22 protein-coding genes and 1 riboswitch are annotated in these 21,244 nt (G+C 44.3%); of the genes, 6 read left to right on the top strand and 16 right to left on the bottom strand.

The annotated features are described in order from the left end of the window. Positions 1 to 4 precede the first annotated feature (4 nt). From dltB to RSK81_RS12270, 3 genes are read right to left on the bottom strand one after another with little or no spacing between them, the layout of a single operon-like run. Complete coding sequence (dltB, locus tag RSK81_RS12260; RefSeq protein ID WP_002899375.1) at positions 5 to 1,249, bottom strand: D-alanyl-lipoteichoic acid biosynthesis protein DltB; 1,245 nt, start codon at positions 1,247 to 1,249, stop codon at positions 5 to 7. Beyond that, positions 1,246 to 2,796 carry a D-alanine--poly(phosphoribitol) ligase subunit DltA gene (gene dltA, locus RSK81_RS12265; RefSeq protein WP_268682471.1) on the bottom strand — a complete coding sequence of 517 codons (1,551 nt, stop codon included), beginning with the start codon at positions 2,794 to 2,796 and terminating at the stop codon, positions 1,246 to 1,248. Before dltA ends, dltB begins: the two co-directional genes overlap by 4 nt. 19 nt (positions 2,797 to 2,815) lie before the next feature. Continuing rightward, the gene (locus RSK81_RS12270; protein ID WP_002894209.1) at positions 2,816 to 2,947 is read right to left on the bottom strand and encodes a teichoic acid D-Ala incorporation-associated protein DltX; all 132 of its coding nucleotides are present in this window, start codon (positions 2,945 to 2,947) and stop codon (positions 2,816 to 2,818) included. Between the two features lie 258 nt (positions 2,948 to 3,205). Here RSK81_RS12270 and RSK81_RS12275 point away from each other — a divergent pair, with 258 nt between their 5' ends. The 4 genes from RSK81_RS12275 to RSK81_RS12290 all read left to right on the top strand — a co-directional run bounded on the left by RSK81_RS12275 (position 3,206) and on the right by RSK81_RS12290 (position 6,277). Further along, entirely contained in the window at positions 3,206 to 3,544 is a 339-nt protein-coding gene (locus RSK81_RS12275; protein ID WP_002899377.1) for a PadR family transcriptional regulator, read from the top strand. Continuing rightward, a complete protein-coding gene (locus tag RSK81_RS12280) occupies positions 3,519 to 4,118 on the top strand; it encodes a DUF1700 domain-containing protein (RefSeq protein ID WP_011837698.1) in 600 nt (199 codons plus the stop codon). Before RSK81_RS12275 ends, RSK81_RS12280 begins: the two co-directional genes overlap by 26 nt. Then, a complete protein-coding gene (locus RSK81_RS12285; protein ID WP_315686976.1) occupies positions 4,111 to 5,178 on the top strand; it encodes a DUF4097 family beta strand repeat-containing protein in 1,068 nt (355 codons plus the stop codon). Before RSK81_RS12280 ends, RSK81_RS12285 begins: the two co-directional genes overlap by 8 nt. Positions 5,179 to 5,323: 145 nt before the next feature. Beyond that, complete coding sequence (locus tag RSK81_RS12290) at positions 5,324 to 6,277, top strand: S66 peptidase family protein (RefSeq protein WP_315686977.1); 954 nt, start codon at positions 5,324 to 5,326, stop codon at positions 6,275 to 6,277. Positions 6,278 to 6,356: 79 nt separating this feature from the next. Here RSK81_RS12290 and RSK81_RS12295 read toward each other — a convergent pair whose 3' ends face one another. The 3 genes from RSK81_RS12295 to RSK81_RS12305 all read right to left on the bottom strand — a co-directional run bounded on the left by RSK81_RS12295 (position 6,357) and on the right by RSK81_RS12305 (position 10,962). After that, positions 6,357 to 7,616, bottom strand: coding sequence for a carbohydrate-binding domain-containing protein (locus RSK81_RS12295; protein WP_002910967.1), 1,260 nt, complete (start codon positions 7,614 to 7,616; stop codon positions 6,357 to 6,359). A 19-nt stretch (positions 7,617 to 7,635) separates the two neighbouring features. Beyond that, the gene (locus RSK81_RS12300) at positions 7,636 to 8,349 is read right to left on the bottom strand and encodes a polyphosphate polymerase domain-containing protein (protein WP_002910966.1); all 714 of its coding nucleotides are present in this window, start codon (positions 8,347 to 8,349) and stop codon (positions 7,636 to 7,638) included. A 189-nt stretch (positions 8,350 to 8,538) separates the two neighbouring features. Continuing rightward, positions 8,539 to 10,962, bottom strand: coding sequence for a YhgE/Pip domain-containing protein (locus RSK81_RS12305; RefSeq protein ID WP_002927379.1), 2,424 nt, complete (start codon positions 10,960 to 10,962; stop codon positions 8,539 to 8,541). A gap of 197 nt (positions 10,963 to 11,159) precedes the next feature. Between RSK81_RS12305 and RSK81_RS12310 the strand changes: the two genes are divergently transcribed. Both RSK81_RS12310 and RSK81_RS12315 read left to right on the top strand, forming a co-directional pair. Then, a complete protein-coding gene (locus RSK81_RS12310) occupies positions 11,160 to 11,378 on the top strand; it encodes a DUF4947 domain-containing protein (protein WP_268869670.1) in 219 nt (72 codons plus the stop codon). A 232-nt stretch (positions 11,379 to 11,610) separates the two neighbouring features. Next, the gene (locus RSK81_RS12315) at positions 11,611 to 12,141 is read left to right on the top strand and encodes a TetR/AcrR family transcriptional regulator (protein ID WP_002894223.1); all 531 of its coding nucleotides are present in this window, start codon (positions 11,611 to 11,613) and stop codon (positions 12,139 to 12,141) included. 103 nt (positions 12,142 to 12,244) lie between these two features. Here the strand turns inward: RSK81_RS12315 and RSK81_RS12320 are convergent, their stop codons facing one another. The 10 genes from RSK81_RS12320 to RSK81_RS12365 form a co-directional block, all read right to left on the bottom strand. Further along, positions 12,245 to 13,189, bottom strand: a complete 945-nt coding sequence (locus RSK81_RS12320; RefSeq protein WP_002927380.1) for a 3-oxoacyl-[acyl-carrier-protein] synthase III C-terminal domain-containing protein — start codon at positions 13,187 to 13,189, stop codon at positions 12,245 to 12,247. A gap of 100 nt (positions 13,190 to 13,289) precedes the next feature. After that, positions 13,290 to 14,549 carry a F390 synthetase-related protein gene (locus RSK81_RS12325; protein ID WP_315686978.1) on the bottom strand — a complete coding sequence of 420 codons (1,260 nt, stop codon included), beginning with the start codon at positions 14,547 to 14,549 and terminating at the stop codon, positions 13,290 to 13,292. Then, a complete protein-coding gene (locus RSK81_RS12330; protein WP_315686980.1) occupies positions 14,518 to 15,345 on the bottom strand; it encodes an MBL fold metallo-hydrolase in 828 nt (275 codons plus the stop codon). Before RSK81_RS12330 ends, RSK81_RS12325 begins: the two co-directional genes overlap by 32 nt. Then, on the bottom strand, positions 15,320 to 16,351 hold the full coding sequence (locus tag RSK81_RS12335; protein WP_315686982.1) for an NAD(P)-dependent oxidoreductase: 1,032 nt from the start codon (positions 16,349 to 16,351) through the stop codon (positions 15,320 to 15,322). Before RSK81_RS12335 ends, RSK81_RS12330 begins: the two co-directional genes overlap by 26 nt. Before the next feature lie 199 nt (positions 16,352 to 16,550). Next, on the bottom strand, positions 16,551 to 17,162 hold the full coding sequence (gene rpsD, locus RSK81_RS12340) for a 30S ribosomal protein S4 (protein WP_002899562.1): 612 nt from the start codon (positions 17,160 to 17,162) through the stop codon (positions 16,551 to 16,553). Positions 17,163 to 17,424: 262 nt separating this feature from the next. Continuing rightward, positions 17,425 to 18,147, bottom strand: a complete 723-nt coding sequence (locus RSK81_RS12345; protein WP_002927384.1) for an ABC transporter ATP-binding protein — start codon at positions 18,145 to 18,147, stop codon at positions 17,425 to 17,427. After that, a complete protein-coding gene (locus RSK81_RS12350; protein ID WP_023917135.1) occupies positions 18,147 to 19,145 on the bottom strand; it encodes an ABC transporter substrate-binding protein in 999 nt (332 codons plus the stop codon). Before RSK81_RS12350 ends, RSK81_RS12345 begins: the two co-directional genes overlap by 1 nt. 44 nt (positions 19,146 to 19,189) lie before the next feature. After that, positions 19,190 to 19,942, bottom strand: coding sequence for an ABC transporter permease (locus tag RSK81_RS12355; protein ID WP_023917136.1), 753 nt, complete (start codon positions 19,940 to 19,942; stop codon positions 19,190 to 19,192). Between the two features lie 116 nt (positions 19,943 to 20,058). Then, positions 20,059 to 20,160, bottom strand: a riboswitch (TPP riboswitch). 84 nt (positions 20,161 to 20,244) lie between these two features. Further along, positions 20,245 to 20,871: an HAD family phosphatase gene (locus RSK81_RS12360; RefSeq protein WP_315686984.1), complete on the bottom strand. Its 627-nt coding sequence runs from the start codon at positions 20,869 to 20,871 to the stop codon at positions 20,245 to 20,247. A 96-nt stretch (positions 20,872 to 20,967) separates the two neighbouring features. Then, positions 20,968 to 21,243, bottom strand: coding sequence for a Veg family protein (locus tag RSK81_RS12365; protein ID WP_315686985.1), 276 nt, complete (start codon positions 21,241 to 21,243; stop codon positions 20,968 to 20,970). Position 21,244 lies beyond the last annotated feature (1 nt).

Here is a 21,244-nt window from a genome sequence, read left to right on the forward strand (position 1 = left end):
ATTTTTATTTTTTAAACCAAAGCTCATTTAAAAATCCCGAAAAGATTAAAAATGAGAACATGACTGCGTGAAAGGTCACCACAATCCCCAAAGCTTGAGTCCATTTATTGTCTGGCAGAGGCGGAAGCCCCTTAGCCTTGCGCTCCTTGTTTAGCGTTTTCTTCTTGCGCAGCCAGGCATCATTGACGACCAGACCAGCTCCATGAAAGAGACCGTAGGCGATATAGTACCAGGTCACACCATGCCAGAAGCCCATGATCAGCATGTTGATCAGATAGGCTACACTAGAGGTCGTGTTGCGGTTTTTAAAGACCTTATTGCGCATCAGGACCATGACCAGCCGCATAAAGACAAAATCACGGAACCAAAAGGACAGACTCATGTGCCAGCGATTCCAAAATTCTTTCAAATCGCGTGAGAGAAAAGGCTTATCAAAGTTGATAGGGCTCTTGATTCCCATGAGATTGGAAATAGCTAGCGCAAACATCGAATAACCGGCAAAGTCAAAGAAGAGATCCAGACCAAAGACATACATGACGCCCAGAGTCCCCAGATTAAAGAAACCGCCGGTATAGAGAGCGTAGGTCTTGACATGACCCAGCAAGAGATGTCCAAAGATATGGGCCAGGATAAACTTATAAAGGAAGCCTAGCATGATATACTTGACAGACTGCTCTAGCATATCCAGCAGCTCATCTCGCTCAGGAATGTTCAAATAGTCTTCATTGAAACGCTTAAAACGATCAATGGGTCCACTCGAAAAGGTCGGCATGAAGAGCAGGAAACGCAAGAACTCCCAGAGCGTGAACTCTGTCAGAACCCCATCGCGCATCTCAATCATCATCCCTACCGAGCGAAAGGTCAGATAGGAAATTCCCAAAAAGCCAAAGAGAGACTGATGACCGCTGATTGCGGGCTCTACCTTAACAAGCACAAGCGGCAGAACCGCCAGCAAGGTATGCAGATAAAAGATCCACTTGCTGTCCCGCGACCGGCGATAGAGCTTGTATGAGTAAACCCAAACTATCTGCCAGATGACATAGCCCAGCAGAGCACAAAGCTGCGCCAGACTAGGGCCTGTCAGCATCAGGACGATAAAGACCAAGCTGACCAAGGCTTCATAAAGGGGGAAGCGTTTCTTAAAGAAAAGTCCAACAAAGATTGGCAGAACTGCTAGAACGATATAGACAAAGTAAACTGGATTGCCGTAGGGTTCCAAGTGAGGGAGCTGTTTCAAGAAATCCATCATCGCTTATTGACCTCGCTAATAAGCCCCTTAATGTCAATCTTGCCATTCGGGGTCAGAGGCAGGGTCTCTCGATAGAGAAACTTGGACGGCATCATATAGGACATCATGATATCCTGCAAGTCTTCCTTGATTGCCTTGGTAATATCGATTTCCCGCTCAAACTGCTCAGCCACACCGTCTTTGAGGATGACGTAGGCCAGTAGATTTTGGACCTTGTGGTCCTTATTGTAGCGGGGCACAGCCACCGCAGACTCAACGTATTTAGATTTGTTCAGGTTCTGAGACACATCCTCCAGCTCAATACGGAAACCATTAAACTTGATCTGGAAGTCCATCCGGCCGCCGTAGAGCAGCAAGCCTTCATCTGTCATTGAGCCAACATCTCCTGTATGATAGGCTGGCAGACCTTCAAATTCAAAGAAAGCCTCCGCTGTCTTCTCAGGATTATTCAGATAGCCCTTGGATACAGCTGGGCCGCAGACGATGATTTCTCCCTGCTGGCCATTCGGTACCTTCTGTCCCTCTTCATCAATGACAAAGGTAGGAGAGTCCGCCTTGGTATAGCCAATCGGCAGGCGCTTGCAATTTTGCAGCATCTCATCTGTCACTGCTACTGCAGACAGGGCCACTGTTGCCTCAGTTGGACCATAGGCATTGATAATGCGAGCTTGAGGGAAGCGATCGCGCAGCTTCTGAGCTGTCTTGACTGTCAACTCCTCGCCGTCAAAGTAGAAATGCGTCAGCTGAGGCAGCTTCTGACTATTAAAGTCATCCGACAGCAAGGCCATGTCCGCAAAGGAAGGCGTCGAAGTCCAGATAGCAATAGGCAGACTGAGAATCGTCTCAAACAGCTGCTTGAAATCCTGAGTCACAGCCGAAGGTAGGGCAAAAAGTGTTCCTCCTAAGGCCAAAGTCGGCGCCCAATACATGACTGACAAGTCAAAAGAATAAGGCGGCTGAGCCAACATTTGAGGACGAGCCGGAGTCGCAAACTCCTTATCCGTAATCATCCAATTCGTAAAGCTGAGCAGATTATTATGGGAAATCTGCACCCCCTTAGGCTTGCCAGTCGTCCCTGATGTGAAAATGATGTAATAATTATCATCTCCCTGCACCGGATGGCTAAGCTCATAGGATGCTCCCTCTCTGAAAGCCGTCTGAACTTGCTCCGCACTGAAAATAGGAGCTGCTACATCTGCCAGCGGAAAATCATTGATGGCAATAATCAAGCTTGGCTCAGCAACTTCCACAATCGCTGCCACGCGCTCCAAGGCTGAGTGGCTGTCGATAGGAATGTAGGCATGACCAGACTTGGTCAAGGCCACAAAAGTAGCCAACATTTCGTATTCCTGACCGCCAAAGACCACAACCGGAGACTTGTCAGGAAGTCCCAAACGGTCAATCTGAGCCGCCAGCGAATCGGAATCCTTCTTTAAATCACCATAAGTATGAACTTGACCTAAAATATCATAAACCGGAAAATCCGGCTGCACCTGAGCAAAATGCTCAATCGCTTCAATCATATCATGTATCACTTTATTTGACATTGTTTCCTACTCTCTCACATTAAAATTCATTATAGATAAAGCCACCCTGACCCTGACCCAGATAGCTAAAGAAATAAAGCAAGGCCAGAAAGATAACAAAATATAGTAGGGTTTGGCCCAAAAATTTATATAGGGTTTGATGTTTTTTCATTGATCTCTCTTATATTTTTAGTTAGACTTACACCATTTTACCATTTTATGGAAGATGTTTTCAACACAAAAGCTAAGGAAGATGTAAAGTTCTTGTAAGGAAGAAAGGTACTTTGATGTGCCTTATAAACAGCCATTAAAAGACTTTTTCAAAAAATATATAAAAATTTTATATATTTTGCTTGACTTTTTTCCTAAGAGGTTGTAGACTATATATAGAAAGATTATATATAAATATTTTACACAAGGAGGTGGTCCTATGTCTTTCCCCACATCATCGGCTTTGATTGAGTTTCTCATCTTAGCCATCCTTGAAAAAGACGATTCCTACGGTTATGAAATCAGCCAGACAATCAAGCTGATTGCCAATATCAAAGAATCAACACTTTACCCCATTCTGAAGAAGCTGGAGCAAAATGACTGCCTCACGACTTATTCGCAGGAGTACCAAGGACGAAAACGAAAATACTATTCACTCACTGCCTACGGGCATGAACATCTACTCACTCTAAAAGAAGAGTGGCAAACTTATACCATGACCATCAGCGGTATCATAGAAGGGAGTATCCGTCATGACAAGAACCGAGTATCTAGCTGAGCTAGAAAAATATCTAAAAAAACTGCCACGCAAGGACTATGAGGAAGCTATGGATTACTTCACTGAGTACTTCGACGAGGTGGGCCCAGAGGGCGAGGCAGCCGCTATTGCTGATCTAGGCAGCCCTAAGGAAGCGGCCCACGAGATTATGTTGAATCTTTTGGACAAAAAAGTTGAGGAAGATAATCAAGACAGCAGTTCATCAAAAAACACTAAGAGCATCGTCCAGATTGCTATCCTATCCATTTTGGCAGCACCCTTGGCTATTCCGCTCTTTATAGTAGCAGCACTTTTGACGTTCGTTTTCTTCCTCTTAGTCTTTATCTTTGCTCTAGTCATGGCTATAGGTAACTTTGCATTCTTTATCTTTGGCATCAGCCTGATCTGGGACACTTTGACAGTGGGACTGACGACATCGATCCCGGCCTTCCTGTTCACTCTGGGGCTCAGTGTTCTAGCTTTGGGACTGTCCGGCATCTTCTACGCAGGCATTTCTCCTGTTACTCAGTTTGGCAAGGCTGGCTTTGTCAAACTAGCTCAACTTTTCGCAAAGAAAGGAGCACGTCATGGCTAACATCAAATTGAAAAAACCTCTTTTATCCGCAGCTGTTTTAGCCTGCCTCTTTGGTGGAGCCTTGACCACTATCGGCTCCATGACAGGCGGTGTCAATGACTTGGTCAATTCTGCCAAGAGCAAGGTAAAACTCACGAAAAAAGAAGAAAGTTTCTCTGATCTTTCTTCCCTAAATATTAACTTAGCGGCTAGAAACCTCGTCATCAGCGAATCTCCTGATGACAAGGCTCACTTGACCTATTACCAAAGCGATGGTAACTATCAGATTGATGGAAGCTCGCTTGGAAAAATCACGACAAGTTCTGAAAACGGAAACTTAAACATCAAGGAAGATGGTGCAGGCTCCTTCCACATAAGCGCTGGCATCCGCTCCTTCCACATAAGCACTGGCATCCGCTCCTTACTCAGCTTATTTGACCAAGAATCTCAGGAGAAGCGTACTGTGGAGCTTTCCCTGCCCAAGGGGACCAAGCTTGAGACATTCAGCGGCAGTTCGTCATTAGGAGATGTTACGCTGTCCAATCTATCAGCCAAAAATGCTGACTTCTCTCTATCCAGTGGCTCGTTGACTGTGAATGATAGCCAATTCGCATCTGGTAAATTTAAGAACTCTCTGGGAGAGATTACCATCAATAACAGTCAGATTAGCTCTGGAAAAATCATTGATTCTTCGGGTACCATCACTCTGAGCAACAGCCAGTTCGCATCTGGCGAAATATCAAACTCTCTGGGAGAGGTCAATCTAAACTCGAGCAAAATCTCCGACAGCACTCTGAAAATCTCAAGCGGCTCACTGAACTCTGAACAGTTGGAATTAGCTGGTACAATCTCTATCACTAACCAACTGGGCGATATTAATCTGCATCTGGTTTCTGGCAGTTTGTCGCAGCTATCCTTTGATCTGAAAACGGATCTAGGTGAAATTGACATCCCTAGTAGTATAAGTGTAGAGCACTCCAAAGGCCATGAACTTGGCGGCTCTGCCATCCGTAAAGTCGAAAATCCGACAACTACACTTACTGCCAGCGTCGAAAGCGGTAGCATTAAGCTCAGCGAATAAATCATAGAAAAGAATATATACAATCAGGGAGTCTTCAGCGGCTCCCTTTTTTTGATAAAAATTCCCGCACTGACCTAAGTTTGCTTTACAGGTCTTGGCCTTTGTGCTATGATATTCTATAAAAATTTATCCCAAGGAGGTTCCTATGAAAAAACTCACACCTGGTATGCACATTCGGGTCGTCAGCCCCTCGTCGTCCATCGAACACATCGGTGGCTTTGAGGCCAATCTAGCCGCCAAAGAGCGCTTGGAAAAGTTAGGATTTACCGTGTCTTTTTCGGAGCATTATCTGGAAAATGATATGTTAGACTCTGCCTCCATCGAAAGCCGGGTGGCAGACATCCATGCTGCCTTTTCGGATGACTCCGTTGATGCTATTCTGGCCACTATCGGCGGTTTCAACTGCAATGAGCTCCTACCCTATCTGGACTTTGAATTGATTGCTAGAAATCCTAAGATTTTCTGCGGCTACTCAGATACAACAGCCTTGCTCAACGCTATCTATAGCAAGACCGGCATGAAAACCTACATGGGACCGTCCTACTCCAGCTTTAAGATGGATGCCCTGCAGGACTATCAGACCGAGAGCTGGCTCAAGGCCATCAGCCAGACTTCTTATGAATTGACTCCTAGTGAAAAATGGGGCGACAATGCTTGGTATCTGCCCGATGCGCCAATGACCTTCCATGAGACAGAGTGGAAAGTCTATCATCACGGGCAAGCCCAAGCCACTATTATCGGCGGCAATCTCTCCACTTTCTCACTTCTGCGCGGCACCCCCTATGCCCCGACAGATGAAAACTATGTCCTCTTTGTTGAAGAGGCGGAGGAAGATGATTATGTGGAGTTCGACCGCAATCTAGCTGCCCTCCTTCAGGCCTATCCTAACCCGAAAGCCCTTCTCATCGGCCGCTTTCCAAAAGAATGCCAGATGACAGAGGAGCTGCTCCTTTATATCTTGGACAAACATCCAATTCTAAAGACGATTCCCGTCCTCTATGACTTGGACTTTGCTCATACTCAGCCACTCTTTACCATTACCATCGGTGCTCAAGTGACGGTGGATACGGAGAAATTATCTATCAGAATTGATGAATAGCAAGAAATCCTCATTCCAGCCGGAATGAGGATTCTTCTTTTTCATTTGGCACTATTTCATTGTTATCTCATCGGCTTTCTTATCGTCCACCAAAACCGCCTTGGCCGCCCGGGGCACCGCCGCCACCGGGTCCACCAGCGCCAGGTCCGTCTGCTGTGATTTCTGTTCGGCTTTCACCATTGACCGTGATAGTACCGCCAGTGTAGGTAGCCGTTCCGTCAAAGTCAAAGGCAGATACCGTAGAAGTAATGTCTAAGTTTCCTCCTGACATAATAACATCGCCGTTGGAGTCGATAGCGTCTGTATCACCTTCACCGACCTCGACCTTGATATCGCCATCGGTAATCTTGATAAAGATATCAGCGCCAGTTACGTCACTAGCTGCATTGATACCATCGTCTGTCGCATAAAGGTCCAGCTTGCCGCCATTAATGGTGACATTGGTTCCTTCCAGAGCTTCTACACTCTTAGAAACTGTAATCGTTCCACCATCAATCAAAGCAATATTGCTAGCGTGTAGACCATCATCACCTGCATTAATCGTGATAGTGCCGGACTGAATATAGAGATTTCCCAGAGAAGTATCTTCATCATTGTCCGCGTGGATAGCATCTTCTGTCGCTGTGATATCGATAGTAGCGTCCTTGATATTAATGGCTGAAGCTGCAGACAGACCATTCTTAGATGCCTTGAGCGTATAAGTGCCACCTGTCACCCGCAAGGTCTGCTCAGACTTAATCGCTGTTTCATACTTGCCGTCAACTGTCAGACTTCCAGAGCCATTGAGAGTCAGATCAGAGTTACTATAGATAGCTGCATCTGCATCCGTATTGCTATGATTTGATGAGTCTGAGATGGTGTTTTGGCTGCCGTCAGCCAGAGTTAGGCTTGTTTTACCCGCATTTTCTACCAGAATAGCTGCATCTGTCCCGCTCATGGTTACACCATTTAGGACGATTTGGACCTTGTCGCTATCACCTGCTTTGACGACAATCTGCACATTTTCACTCGTTCCGGAAACGATATAGGTCCCAGCTTCTGAGATTGTCACGGTAGAGCCGGAGACACTAGCGCCGTCACCAGAGGTCTTGGCACTGGATCCACTCAGGCTGATGGTTGTCGCCTTAGACTCATCATAAGAAGCGTCTGAGTCCTCTGAGGCAAAGTAATCAGAAGTATTGGTTTTAGTCTGACTGGTGCTTGTAGCATTAGCAGCCTGGGTAGTGCTTGAAGTTGTAGAACTGCTGGCGTTTGAGCTGCATGCTCCTAGCACTGCTGTCATCAAGACCAGTGGAATCATCAATTTAATTTTTTTAAGAGTTGATTTTGATTGTTTCATTTTTCTTTTCCTATCTTTTTTATTTGCTGCTGATACAGTTTGCCTTTTTATAAGCAAAGCCGTATTTGGAGAAAGAGCTCGGAGACAGTTGGTAGCGATCCATGCTCTCGCTCAGCCATAGCGGACAAGCTTCTGGAATCTTAACTTCCATAATCACGTGGTTAGCTGGCAGGAGATGATCTCCATGGCGACCAGCTAAGAGACTCAGATCATAAGGACGGTAGGTCAGGTCGTGATCAAAGGTAATCCGTATCCGCTCATCCTCAATCCCCTTCATCGAATAACGATTGTAGCCGATATACATCATGGGCTGAATGTTGCCAAAATGCTGGGTCAACCAGACCATTTCCTTATCTATCTGAAGGTCAGTTAGCTGACTATAATCACCATCCAGATAGGCTTCCGCTGTCAGCAAATCTGCTGCAAGCCGGCGTTTGGTGACCAGACCTTCTGTCTTTTTCTTGATTTCCAAAAAGACTTGACTATCTTCGGTCGGATGCTCTTGATAAGTCCGCAAGCGCACCTTCTCGTCAAAGCAAGGATTTTCCAAGGACTCACGAATGAGCTGATAAAACGGCGTATCGTAGTAGAGATTGTTAATAGTCGAATAAGCTCGCTCATCCTCCACCAGATAGCCTTCAAACTCTAGCAATAGATCCAGCAAAGTTTCCTTGGAAATGATGTATTTGGTTTCAAAGCGCTGAAAATGATGTTTAAAAAATTTTTCTGCCATGGGCTTCTCACCTCTCTATCTTTCTTGAATGTAATGCAATTTTAAAGATGAAAACTTAAAAGAAAGATAAAGAAAACTTAAAGAAAACAAAACATCTCCCTTTTCAGGAGATGTTGATTAGATAAAAACTAAAAGAATTACAGATAGACTTTTCATCTACATTTTTACAGATTCATAAAAGTACGAACCCTAAGCTAGCTGTTTTTTATCTGTTCGATAGACCAGAGTGCCAAGTGCCATGAAAAGAACTAAAACAAAAGCAAGGAAGAGCACTTGACTACCAATTTGACCGTTCATAGAAATCGTTTGACGTAAGCCCGATACAGAATAGCTCATTGGCAGCCAAGGGTTGATAACTTGGAAAATCTTACTAGTCAGCTCCAGCGGATAGGTTCCTGCACTAGAAGCCAGCTGTAAAAGCAAAAGAATCAGAGAAGCAAAGGCGCCGAGCTTGCTATCCCAAGTAACCAAAGCCGTTACAAGAGCCATAAAGGTCATGCTGGCTAGGACAATCAAACCAAGGGTTGCCCACTCATGGTTTGCAGATAGGCCTATCAAGTGCACAGCACCATAGACCAAAACACCCGCTACGACAGAAATGACTCCATTTACCTCTATACGGGCCTTCAGCCAGTCTCGTTTCGTCCTAGGTTCTTGGCCCGATGGAAGTGTGCTAAAAATGATGTTGGTTGAAATAGCCGCCACAAATAAAGCTACTGAAATCATATAAGGCGCCATCCCAATGCCGTTTTTTTCTACCTTATTCTCATCTGTCTTGCTCAGTGTCAGAGGATCTGCTAGAGTTTTTGCATTGTCTTCCTTAGTAGAAACCATCGACAATTTATCGCCTGCATCTGAGAGGCCACTAGACAAATTGCTCGTTCCCTCAGTAAGTTTGGAGAGATTATCTGTTAAAGCACTGCTGCCATCAGCCAGCTTTTCTGTTCCGCTCGCTAATTGATTGGTTCCATCTGCTAATTTCCCAAAACTAGAGGTCAATTCTGGAGATTTGTCTGTTAATTGGGCTGCCCCGTTTGCTAATTTTGTTGTATTTGCTAGCAAATCAGGATTCTTACTTGCCAAAGCTGATGTCCCCTCAGATAGCTGACCGACTGCATTGGTATAGCTTGTCACCCCTTGTTCCAATTGTGTTGCGCCAGTCGTTAGTTTCTCATTTAGGGTATCTACACCTGCGACTAGTTGATTGGCTCCTCCACTTGCTGAACCGAGGCCAGTACTCACCGTTGATAAGCCATTATAAAGGCCATTGATCATGCTAGCTGCCTGTGGCAGAACTTGATTTGATGCACCTCCTAATTGACTAATCTTCGTTTGACTGGTAGCTTTTATCACTTCAAGAGAAGCCCTCATCGTATCAACTTCTGATAAAATTGCCTGAGCAGATTGGTCACTTCCCGCTTGACTAGCACCGACTGCTGCATCAATCTCAGCCTTAGCCTCACTAGAAAGTCCTCGATAAGCGCTGGTCCCTTGGACACTTGCCAAAGCTGCGGCCTTGGCGTCTTGATTATTATTGATAATGGCCTGAGTGGATGCCGCTATGCTAGTCAGTGAAGCTTCAATGCTGTCTGTCGATACTGCTGAGTCACTTGCTGCAGCTTGAATACTAGCATTCAACTGTGTCAAACCGTTTGCTAAATCATTGACGTTTTGCTGGTTGTTAGCTAAGGTGGTATCTACCGAGGACTTTAATGTGGCCAAGCCAGTATTCAGATTTGTCACACCTGTCGATAAGGCCTGAACTCCATCTCCTGACTGGGTGAGCTGTTGGACTCCACCCAATAAGTCTGCTGATCGACCCGACAGCTGATTTGCACCTGTGGCCACAGTACTTACACCATTTGCATAAGTGTTTATCCCATTTGACAAACTACCCAGCCCAGACGATACTTGTGCAACACTCCCAGTATAAGTCTGTAGTCCTGTGTTAAATTGAGCTGCACCGGACGATAATTTGCTCGTAGCTTGATTCAGAGTTCTTAAGTTATCTGCAATTGTCTGACTGCCTGAACCTAGTTGTTGGCTACCTGATGCTAATTGCTGAGCACCATCGGATGCCTTCACCAAGCCAGTTTTTAGATCTCCCATATTCTTAAATATGACGCTTGTATAAGTATCCGTCACATTTTGCGCCACCGTCTGCTTCAAAGAAGCCATAGCTGAATCACTCATCTTACCAGCAATAAAACTGTGTCCGCTAGACGTTTGATAGTCAATCTTCATTTGCTGAGGATTATCGGTCAAAATACTGGCTGCACGTTCAGATAAATCACTTGGAAGCGTCACAACCATGTAGTAATCACCCTTTTCCAGACCATTTTGAGCATCTTCTTTACTGACGAAGTGAAAATCCAGATTTTTATTTTCCTTGAGGCTGGAAACAACATCCTCGCCTATAGACAAGGTCTTACCACTAGCAGTTACAGCTTTATCCTGATTGACGACCGCCACTGGCAAGTCCGATACCTTTCCATACGGATCCCACATGGAGCTCAAGAAAATAACGTTATACAAGGCTGGAATCATAGAGACTCCTAACATCACAATGATAAAAGTCGGCTTTTTTAAAATAGCTTTCCATTCTCTTAACATGTCTACCTCCTAAAATTATACACAGTGTCCAAATTTCGATAAAATTGATTATACACCAATCGAAAATTATTACAAGTTTATTTTTTAAAAAATGGACACCGTGTCCAATTTTGTTTAAAAAGATTGCAAGGAAGCGGAATAAGTTAGTCCTACTGTCTTTAATCCCTGAATAATCTGTAAACAAAAGGTATTTTCCCATAGGTAGGTACACAGAAAATCAGTTTTATGTTAGAAAAATAAGCACTGAACAAGCGCGTGCCTTTTTAGCAGGTGCAGTTGATATTGCTCAAGCATCAAGGTTGCAAAACAAATATATTCTATACTCTTATAAAAATGAACAAATTTCTATTATCTTCTCACAGGAAGGCGAGCTACTTTACGTCACTCCTGACCCTGACTACCTCTGCTTCAAATAATGTTCTGAACGACAGCCGAGACTTTACTTTAAGCCTCGGCTTTATTATTTTACCAGTCGACTAAGCCTAATCAGATAAAATTTTGACTATCTATGCTTAATTCCGGAATTTAACTCTTTTCCACTGGAAAAACATTTGATATAATAGTACACGGAGAAAAAGAAAAAGTAGTTTGCTATGATGGCTATTCGCTTGAAGAGCAGACTGAGGCTTAGCCTCAAAGGGAGATTTTATGTTAGAAAGCAATAAACGCCGAAAAACCAAGGCTATTATTGAAAGAGCCATGGTTTCACTACTGCATAAGCAGTCCTTCGACCATATCACTACTGTCCAGTTAGCTCAAGCTGCTGGCATCAGCCGTAGTAGTTTTTATACTCACTACAAGGACAAGTACGATATGATTGAACGTTATCAGCAAAACCTCTTTCATCAGTTGGGATATATTTTTGAGAATAATCAAGAAGATGTTCAAACTGCGATTACAGAGGTCTTTCAGTTCCTCCAGCTAGAGCCACTCTTGGCTGCTCTTTTGACAGAAAACGGCACGAAAGAGATTCAGAATTTTCTGCGCCATAAGCTGCAGGTGATGTTGGCAGATAGTCTGCAGGACCGTTTTAGTAGACGTGTTTACAATCATTTTGAAAAAGAATACAGCAGAGTCTTTCTCGCCAATGCCTTCTTTGGTGTCTGCCAGATGTGGATTGCCAGAGGAAAAAAAGAAAGTCCTGAACAAATAGCAGAATTTCTTTTGAAAATGCTGTAAGAAGTTGCTGGAACCCAATGGGTTCCAGCTCTTTTCATATTTTGAAAAATTAAACAGGGTGTACGAAACCTCTTTTGGTTCTGTACACCCTATTTTCCTTATATTATAGTTTCATAGCCAGCATATTAACTGTCATACCAGCTGCTGTTCCCATCAGAGCGATGGTGTCCCCTTCCTTGACTAGCTTGCGCTCCAGAGCATAACAGAGAGAAAAGGGCACTGCTACTGATACCATATTACCATAGTCTTGAACAATATTGAGGTATTTATCATCAGGAATACCCAAGCTGCGCATGACCATTGGCAGGGCACGACTCGCCTGATGCGGAATGATATAATCCAAGTCAGATAGGCTGAGGCCACTCTTTTCTTTAAATTCTTTAAACATTTCTGGAATTTTTCTGGCAGAGAGCAAGAGAATCTTCTTACCATTCATGTCAAACATGTAGTGAGTCTTGGTAGCATCCGAATACTCCTTAGGCTGAAAAGATGTCAAACCACCGCGAATCTCTGTATCATGAGCTCCCTCAGACCAGGTCCGCTGCAGGCTGGAGATGACACCTCTCTCTTCCTCTGTTGCTTCAAAAATCAAAGCCGCAGCCCCATCACTGAACAACTCAAAACTTTCCTTCTGATTGGGATTGAGACCCAAACTTCCAACCTCACTGGACACGATGAGGATCCTTTGGTACTCACCAGCCTCCAACAAATGAGACATGAGACTCAAAGCCGAGATAAAACTGGTGCAGGTCGTATTGATATCCATGGCTGGAATGGACAAGCCCTTAGCTACCAACTCATGAATCAGGGCCGCAGTGCAGGGAATAGGCTGAACGCCCACCGCACTGGCTGACACGATACAATCGATGTCTTTGATTGTCAAACCCGCTTGCTCTAAGGCTTTTTCAATCGCCTTAACCGCCATGGAAAGCTGGGTTTCTTCATTTTCCACCACCCGATACCGAGTCTGATCCTTAAAAGTCACGGTATTTCTAGGTAGATGCGTACCGTAACCAACTATCTTTATATGATTCTTTACTGCAGTCATATTAAACTCCTTCTTGTCAGACTTGGGGCTGCTCGGCAGCTGGGTAAACTGCCAAAGCGCTTCAGCCTCTGATTCATATGTTTTTCCACTTGGAGCATTCTTAAGCCCGATAGATACGTTTCAACTTACGGCTTCTGTCCCGCTGATAATCTTCAAAAGAAATAGCCGGCATAAGAAAGTCTTTATCAGTCGCCAAATTCTGAAACTGCTGGATAATCTCGTCTTCTCGCTGCTGACTACGATGTTCGATAGCAATGGTCAGCGAGTAGTCCTTTTTCTGAGCGACTTGATATTCTCCAATCCCATCAACCAAGAGCAGACAACGGCGGATAAAGTCTGGAAAGACCTCCACCGACTGACCTGCAGCATTTTCAAACATGAAAATATCATCTGAGCGCCCCTCAATCCTGTCAATCCGTGTAAAGACCGAGCCGCAGGGACAAGGTTCAGGATTTTCCACCAAGATATCATTCAGCTCATATTGAAAAATTGGCTGAGAAGTCCGCTTAAAATCCGTAATTATTGGATAAAAGCGCCTATCATCCAAGTAGTTCTTATCTACATGGACAATATCTTCGTTTAGATGAAGATTCCCATGGACACAAGAGCAAGCTAGAAAGCCCTCGGTTGCTTGGTAGACCTGATCTACCTTTTTCATACCAAAACCTGCTTGAATCCTCTGCCGATCTGGCTCTTCCAAAATCTCTGCCACCGATACGACTTTGCTAGGAGCAATTTTCAAATTCCCTACCTGGACTTGTTTAGCTAGCTCCAAGAGCATTGATGCTGGTGCTACCAAAATCGTTGGCTGGTAAGCATTCAAGCGCTCTATGTGCTCTTCGGCTCCCTGAAAAGTATCAAAATACTCCAGAGAAATCAAGCCTGAATTGACAGTCTGATAGAGCTGGTTATCTGCTCGAAGAAAGAAGGCTATTTTGTGCCCAAAGAGTTTACCTTTAGGCAGCATCTTGGCCAAGATGGCTGCCGCCCACATACTGCGCTCCTTTTCAGTAGTGACAAACAAGCCTCGATGACCGGATGTCCCTGAAGACAAGCCAACAGCAATTTCTCCTATCATGGGACTGAAATCACGTGTCCGCTCGCTCTCCAGTGCCAAGGCTAACAACTCATCTCGATCCAGCCCCTGAGTATTGAGCTCATTGAAATGCTCCATCATAAAGGCCTTATTCATCTTAAAATCTGCTGGAATACCTGATTTGAAATAAGGTGATTCCTGCTGCAGAAATTCCCGATAGATTGCTAAAGCCTTGACTTGATAGCTTTCCAGGGCCTGTCGATTTTTAAATCGATTTCCCCAGCGCATGACGCTAAAGGTTTTTAGAAATGTTCCTAGTTTCATACAAAATTTGCTCCGCTCTCTCGGCCGGATCATGACTGACTAGCACCTGATAGCCGACAGCAATCAACTGCCGCAGCAAGGCCACACCAGCCATGTATTCTTCCTTGTTATCTTGGATTAGTGACGGCAAGAAACGCATCTGCTCCGTATAAGGCAACAGATCCACGCCCCAGCACAAATCAGCTCCGATAAACAGATGATAATCTGGCAAAAAGAGACAAGCTTGACCAGCGGCATGGCCATCAACTGAGGCCAGATATATACTGCCATCCCCAAACAAGTCAACTGTCTTGCGATAGAGGAATTCTGCTTGGACCTGCTGAGGTTCCACCACTTCCAACCGACTCTCAAAATCCTGCGGAAGAAATTCCTTGAAAATCAAATCCTTAAGCTTCCCACGCTTGTAAGTTTCGAAAACGGTCTTGGTCATAATAAAGCGGGCCTTGGGAAAGAAAGCGGCTCCGCCGATGTGATCTGGATGCAAGTGCGACAAGATGACATAAGAAATATCTTCTGGCGCAATTCCTTTTTGCTCAAGCAGACGATCTACACGCTCCTCTTCTGACATATCAACAGGCGTTCCCAGACCATAAAGCCAGTATTTGAAATTGGGCTTCAGAATAGCTGGAGAATAGCCAGTGTCATAGAGAATATAGCCTTTCTCACGATGCTTCAAGAAGAAAACGCCAGCTGGAAAAATCATTTTTTTCTTGGCAACTCCCTTAAACATCTGCTGCAAGTGACTGCTGCAGCGCCCAGGCTGAAGATACTCAATTTTCTCGATAATGTTGGACATATTTTGCAATCCCTTCACTGATTGTCAACTTGGGTTGATAGCCCAAATCCCTTACTGCTGCTGATATATCCAGAGTTTGACTGTAACGCATTAAGTAATAAGTGTAAAGAGTCAGAGGAGGCTCTTTTTCAATATTAAAAAAGCGATAAAAGCTTTCAAAGCCCTGTGCCAGAAGACCTAGAAAAGCAGCAGGCAACTTAATATAACGTTTACGAACCTGTAAACCTTCCAAAGCTTCATCCAGCATATCTTTGAAACTACGGGATTCTCCGTTGGTAATGTTGTAAACTTTTCCTTGCGCTTCTGACATTTCCAAAGCCAGACGAACAGCCAAGGCTACGTTTTCCACACAGGTCATGTCCATCATTTGCTGGCCATCTCTGATAAGTGGAATCGCCAGTTTTTGACTTAAGCGCAGAATCCTAGGAAAGATACTGGTATCTCCAATACCAAAAAGCCCTCTAGGACGCAAGATAACTGATGGAACTTGAGGATAACTTCGGACAATCCGCTCAGCCATGAGCTTGCTTTTGATATAAAAATTCAGCTCATTCTCCTGAGGAGCAGCCTCTTCTTTGATAGCAAGTTGGTCACGCGGCGCAGCATAAACACTCGGAGAGGAAATATAGACCAGTCGTTGCACTCCAAAATGTCGGCAGGCTTCCATAACCAACTTGGTTCCTACTACATTGGTCTGATAAAACTGCTCCCAGGGTCCCCAAATCGTTGAGAGAGCACCAGCGTGCACCACTGCATCCACTCCTTCGCAGGCTGCAAAAATTTCTTCTTCTCTGGTAAAATCTCCAGCAAAAAACTCTACTGAAGGACCTTCTAACTGCCGACCAGCCTTCAGATTACGACCAAAAGCCCGCACCTGATAGCCTTGTTCAGCCAGCTCTTCAACAACATACTTTCCTAGAAAGCCAGTCGCTCCTGTCACTAGAACCTTCATCGCTACTCCTTTCATACAATTTTCTGTTTCTGTCTTGTCCCCATTATACACCATTTCAGCAAATCTTCCGTAAAAAAGCTGGAAAAAATCTTTACAAAGTGTCTCACCTGATTGGATAGGAGCAGAAAGAAATCACTAAATTTCTGAAAAACAGCTGCCTCTTTTCGACCTATTCTTAGTTAGAATCAGGTTTATTAGTTCACTGAGAATATTAAAAAAGAAGCCGGGAAACCGACTTCTGAACAAATACAAATTAAAGCATTTTGTTGTAGAATTCAACGATAAGTGCTTCGTTGATTTCTGGGTTGATTTCATCGCGCTCTGGAAGGCGAGTCAATGAACCTTCTAATTTTTCAGCATCGAATGATACGAATGCTGGACGTCCAAGAGTTGCTTCAACAGCTTCAAGGATTGCAGGCACTTTCAATGATTTCTCACGAACTGAGATTACTTGACCTGGAGTTACGCGGTATGATGGGATATCAACGCGTTTGCCGTCAACAAGGATGTGACCGTGGTTTACGAATTGACGAGCTTGACGACGAGTAGTCGCAAGACCAAGACGGTAAACAACGTTATCCAAGCGACGCTCCAAGAGAAGCATGAAGTTGAAACCAAGGATTCCTTCTTTGATTTTTGAAGCTTGAACAAACAAGTTACGGAATTGTTTTTCACCTACACCGTAAGTGAAACGAAGTTTTTGCTTTTCAGCCAATTGCAAACCGTATTCTGACAATTTGCTGCGGTTGTTTGGTCCATGTTGACCAGGTACATAGTTACGGCGAGCCAATTCTTTACCTGTACCAGTAAGAGAAAGACCCAAACGACGAGCTTGTTTCCAAGATGGTCCTGTATAACGTGACATAAAAATGTCCTCCTGTAAAATATTTTTGAGGAAATAGTCACTTAGAAAGCCCTGATTCGTGCAGAACATTTTCGCCCAAACAGCTAAGGCTACTTTTATAGCTGATGTTCTGTTGACGAGCTCCATGCTTTCCTGCTGCTATTTCACACAAAGGTTATTGTACCATGAATAAATTCAAAAGTAAAGGGGCTCATCCAAAAAATCAAGCCAAAAGGCTTGATTTAGGTTGTTTCTTTAAAGCAAATAAATTCAGGCCATTCCTTCACACTCCCAAAATCTTCAAAATCTCCTGCTTATATCGCAGCTTCTGCAATTCCTTATCCTCACTGTCTGACCAAGTCAGTTGGAGATCTGTAACGACTTCTCCAGGCCGATTTTTCAGAATATAGATATGGTCGCTGAGAGCCAGAGCTTCCTCGATGCTATGAGTAATGAGAAGGGTCGTCAGACCCAGCCTGCGATGAATATCCAGATACCAAGCGTGCAGCTCCATCTTAGTCAGCTCATCCAAGGCACTAAAGGCCTCGTCTAGAAGAAATAGCTTGTGACCGAACATATAGGTCCGTAGCAGAGCCACGCGCTGCCGCATCCCCCCACTCAGCTCATGTGGATACTTGTCTGCTACATCAAAGAGCCCGAACTCTTTCAAAATCTGACTTGCCTGCTCCGTCGCTTCCTTTTTTGATACTTTTCGGATTAAGAGGGGCAAGATGACATTGCCCAGCACTGTCTTGTGCTCTAGCAGCAAGTCCTTCTGCAGCATATAACTCACCCGGCCCTTGGGATTTTCCTGCCCGTCTAGGACAATCCTGCCCGACTGGACCTCCAAAATCCCAGCAATCAGATTAAAGAGGGTCGTTTTCCCGACTCCACTAGGCCCCAAAATCGCTACGATCTGGCCTGCTTCTACCTGTAGGCTGATATCTTTCAAAATCTGCTGCTCATCATAAGCATAGCTTACATTTTCAAGTTTAATTTCTGTCATTATTTTATATAATCGTTGCTGAATCCCTTGTCACTCAAGTCATTGTCCACGATACCCTTATCCTTGGCCCATTTGTAAAAGGCATTCCAGCGGCTAGCCTCAAACTGACCCCACTTGTCCTTATCTGATGCATATTGCTCAGACAGATATTTTTGAGAAGCTAAGACAAAGTCACGCTTGTTTTTCAGCTCTGGCGCATGCTTGATTAAAATATCCGCTGCTTCTTCAGGGTGCTCCATGGCATATTGATATCCCTTCTTGATAGCCTGCAGGACCTTTTTCGCCTCGTCCGGATTCTTCTTCAGATAGTCATTATTGGCAATGATGACTGGAGAATAATAGTCAAACTCCTTGACATAGTCCTTCATGTAAAAGAAATTCGTGTCCATGCCCTGAGACTGGGCCATAATACCATCCCAGCCATGATAAATCCACGCTGCATCAAACAAACCATTTTCAATCGGCGTAATAGAGTTGGAATCGTTGTTGGGAACTTTTTCCACTTCATCAAACTGGCCGCCTTGGCTTTCAACCAAGGTTTTGAGCATGCCTAGCTCCACTGGATCATTCCAGGTACCATATTTCTTCCCAGCCAGATCCTTAGGACTTGTAATCCCAGCCGACTTCTTGGAAATGATACCCGAAGTATTATGCTCTACAATAGCCGCAACAGCTGTGATTTCTGCCCCCTTATCCAGTTTTTTAGCCATAGAGTCCTGGAAGTAAATACCAAAAGGTGCCTTGCCGTTGATAATCAAATCCGAACTGCTATCTTCAGGCGGCAACTTGATATCCACATCCACGCCTGCTTCCTTGAAGTAGCCCTTTTCCTGAGCCACATAAAGGCCGGTATGGTTAGTGTTAGGTGACCAGTCTAGGATAAAATCAATCTTTTTATCCTTGCTTTCAGACGTAGATTTCGACTGACCGCAGGCCGCTAGGCCAATGATTGACACGGCAGCCAAACCTGCCAACAAGACTTTATAACTTTTTTTCATCATTATCCTCTTTTCTTTATTTGGAAAATAGCAGAGCTGAGCTCCTATTTCCACTTGATGACATATTTTTCACTGACAGCCACCAGCTTCATCCCCAGAAGGCTGATGACCGAAACCAATATGATAATGGCAAACATGGTATCGTACTGGAAAAGTTTCTTGGACTGAATCATATAGACACCCAAGCCTTCGAAACCGCCCAGCCATTCAGAAACCACAGTCGTGATAAAGGCATAGGAAACACTGACGCGCAAGCCCGCATAGAAATAGGGCAGACTAGCTGGAATCTTAAAATGCCAGAGAATCTGCCAGCGATTGGCCTGCATAAGCTCAAAGAGAGTCAGAGTATCCCGGTCACAATGCCGAAAACCATCCAGAATACTGACGATAATCGGAAAGGTTGTCGTCAGAATAATCAGCACAATCTTGGGCAAAATCCCATAACCCAGCCAGAGAACCAGAATTGGCGCCAAAGCAATGGTCGGGATCGTCTGCACCACGACCATCATGGGATAAATCAGATCATTGAGCCAGCTCATGCTGTCCATGAGTATAGCAAGTATACAGGCCAAGATGACACCCAAGACTAAACCCAGTAAGGCTACTCTTAAGGTCGCCCAGCTATGACTTGCTAGAAAGCCAGCATCTCTGATAAAGGCCTGACCGATTTCCAGAGGTGTCGGCAGGATAAACTTGGGCAAGAGCTTGAGCCAACCCATAACCTGCCAGATGACAAGGACACCCAGCATACCTAAGAGACCGATCTGCTGCCGCATCAGCCTTTGTAGTATTTTCATTAGAACGATTTTTCTCCTTTCCTACATTTTTAGCGCTGCAATTCTTCAAGATATCACCATCGATAAAGATGATAAAAGAAAAAGCCTTTTCCATATATGGAAAAGGCGCACAATACCACTATTTTCGGTATGATTCCTACGCTGGCATTACCCAGATCAGGTGCGGTCGAAGCTTACACTTCCTCTCAGACTGTACACAGACTCCCATATATAGGACTATGATAGCGCAATCATCAGCAAATGTCAAGGTAGGAGCTTGGACTCACTATGTTTCAACTATAAATGAAGCAAACTATCATCCATCAGTCAAACTTCCCTTTCGCAGCCAGCAAAGTCTCCAAGGCCCTGATATTCTCTGTCTCGCTTGTGGATAAGATGGTTTCAAAGCCCAATTCAGCTGCCGTATCTAAGTTAGCCTGAATATCATCAATGAAGACGGATTCTACTGGATTCAGATTATATTTTTTCAACAGCTTTTGGTAAATCTCTGCTTCTGGCTTGACGACACCGACCTCTGAGGAAAGGATATAGCCCGACAGCAGTGGGTAAATGGGCAACAAACCAGCTTTTTCAATATGATAAAAAATCTCACAAGTGGTTGACAAGATATAGATTCGATAGCCGCCCTGATTAGCCCATAGCCGAATTCTTTCCTGTAAACCACTGTAAACATGCACAACCTCATACCAATGATAAAAGATATTCTTAACGACAGAATGATAGGAAGCATCTAGCTGAGTCTGGACTCCCTCACAGGCATCTTTCAAACTCAGCTCTCCTTTGTCTGTCTTATGCCAGACACCTGACTCAAAAATGGCCTGTCTAAGGACCTGCCGCCGCTCTTTCTCAGGTTCAAAATATGTCAGGATTTTCTTAGAATTCCATTCAATCAGAACATTGCCCAAATCAAAAACCAAATTTTTAATCATGATGACCACCTGTTTTCTTTGCTTATCATCCTCTATATAAGTCGATTTGACTGAGGAATTGCTTCAAATATAAGTAAAAAGGCCCACTGGACCTTTCTATTCATCAAAATAACGGATGAGGTTCTTTTCTGTCAAAATGTCAGAATAAGTATAAGACTCTACATAGGTATTGGAAATTTCTCCTGGCTGACCGCCTTCATTGGAATATTCCACGATAAACAAAGACGGATAAACTTCAATCAGACGGCCTTGCTTGCTTTTTTGGCGCTTACGGCCGTTTTCCAGCGTCATCTCGACGATTTGTCCTTCATGCGCCTTGACATCTTCTTTGATTTTTTTCATTTTTGCCACATCTGTAAATGCATCACTCATC

This window comes from Streptococcus sp. DTU_2020_1000888_1_SI_GRL_NUU_041A (assembly GCF_032387735.1).
GTDB lineage: Bacteria > Bacillota > Bacilli > Lactobacillales > Streptococcaceae > Streptococcus > Streptococcus sanguinis.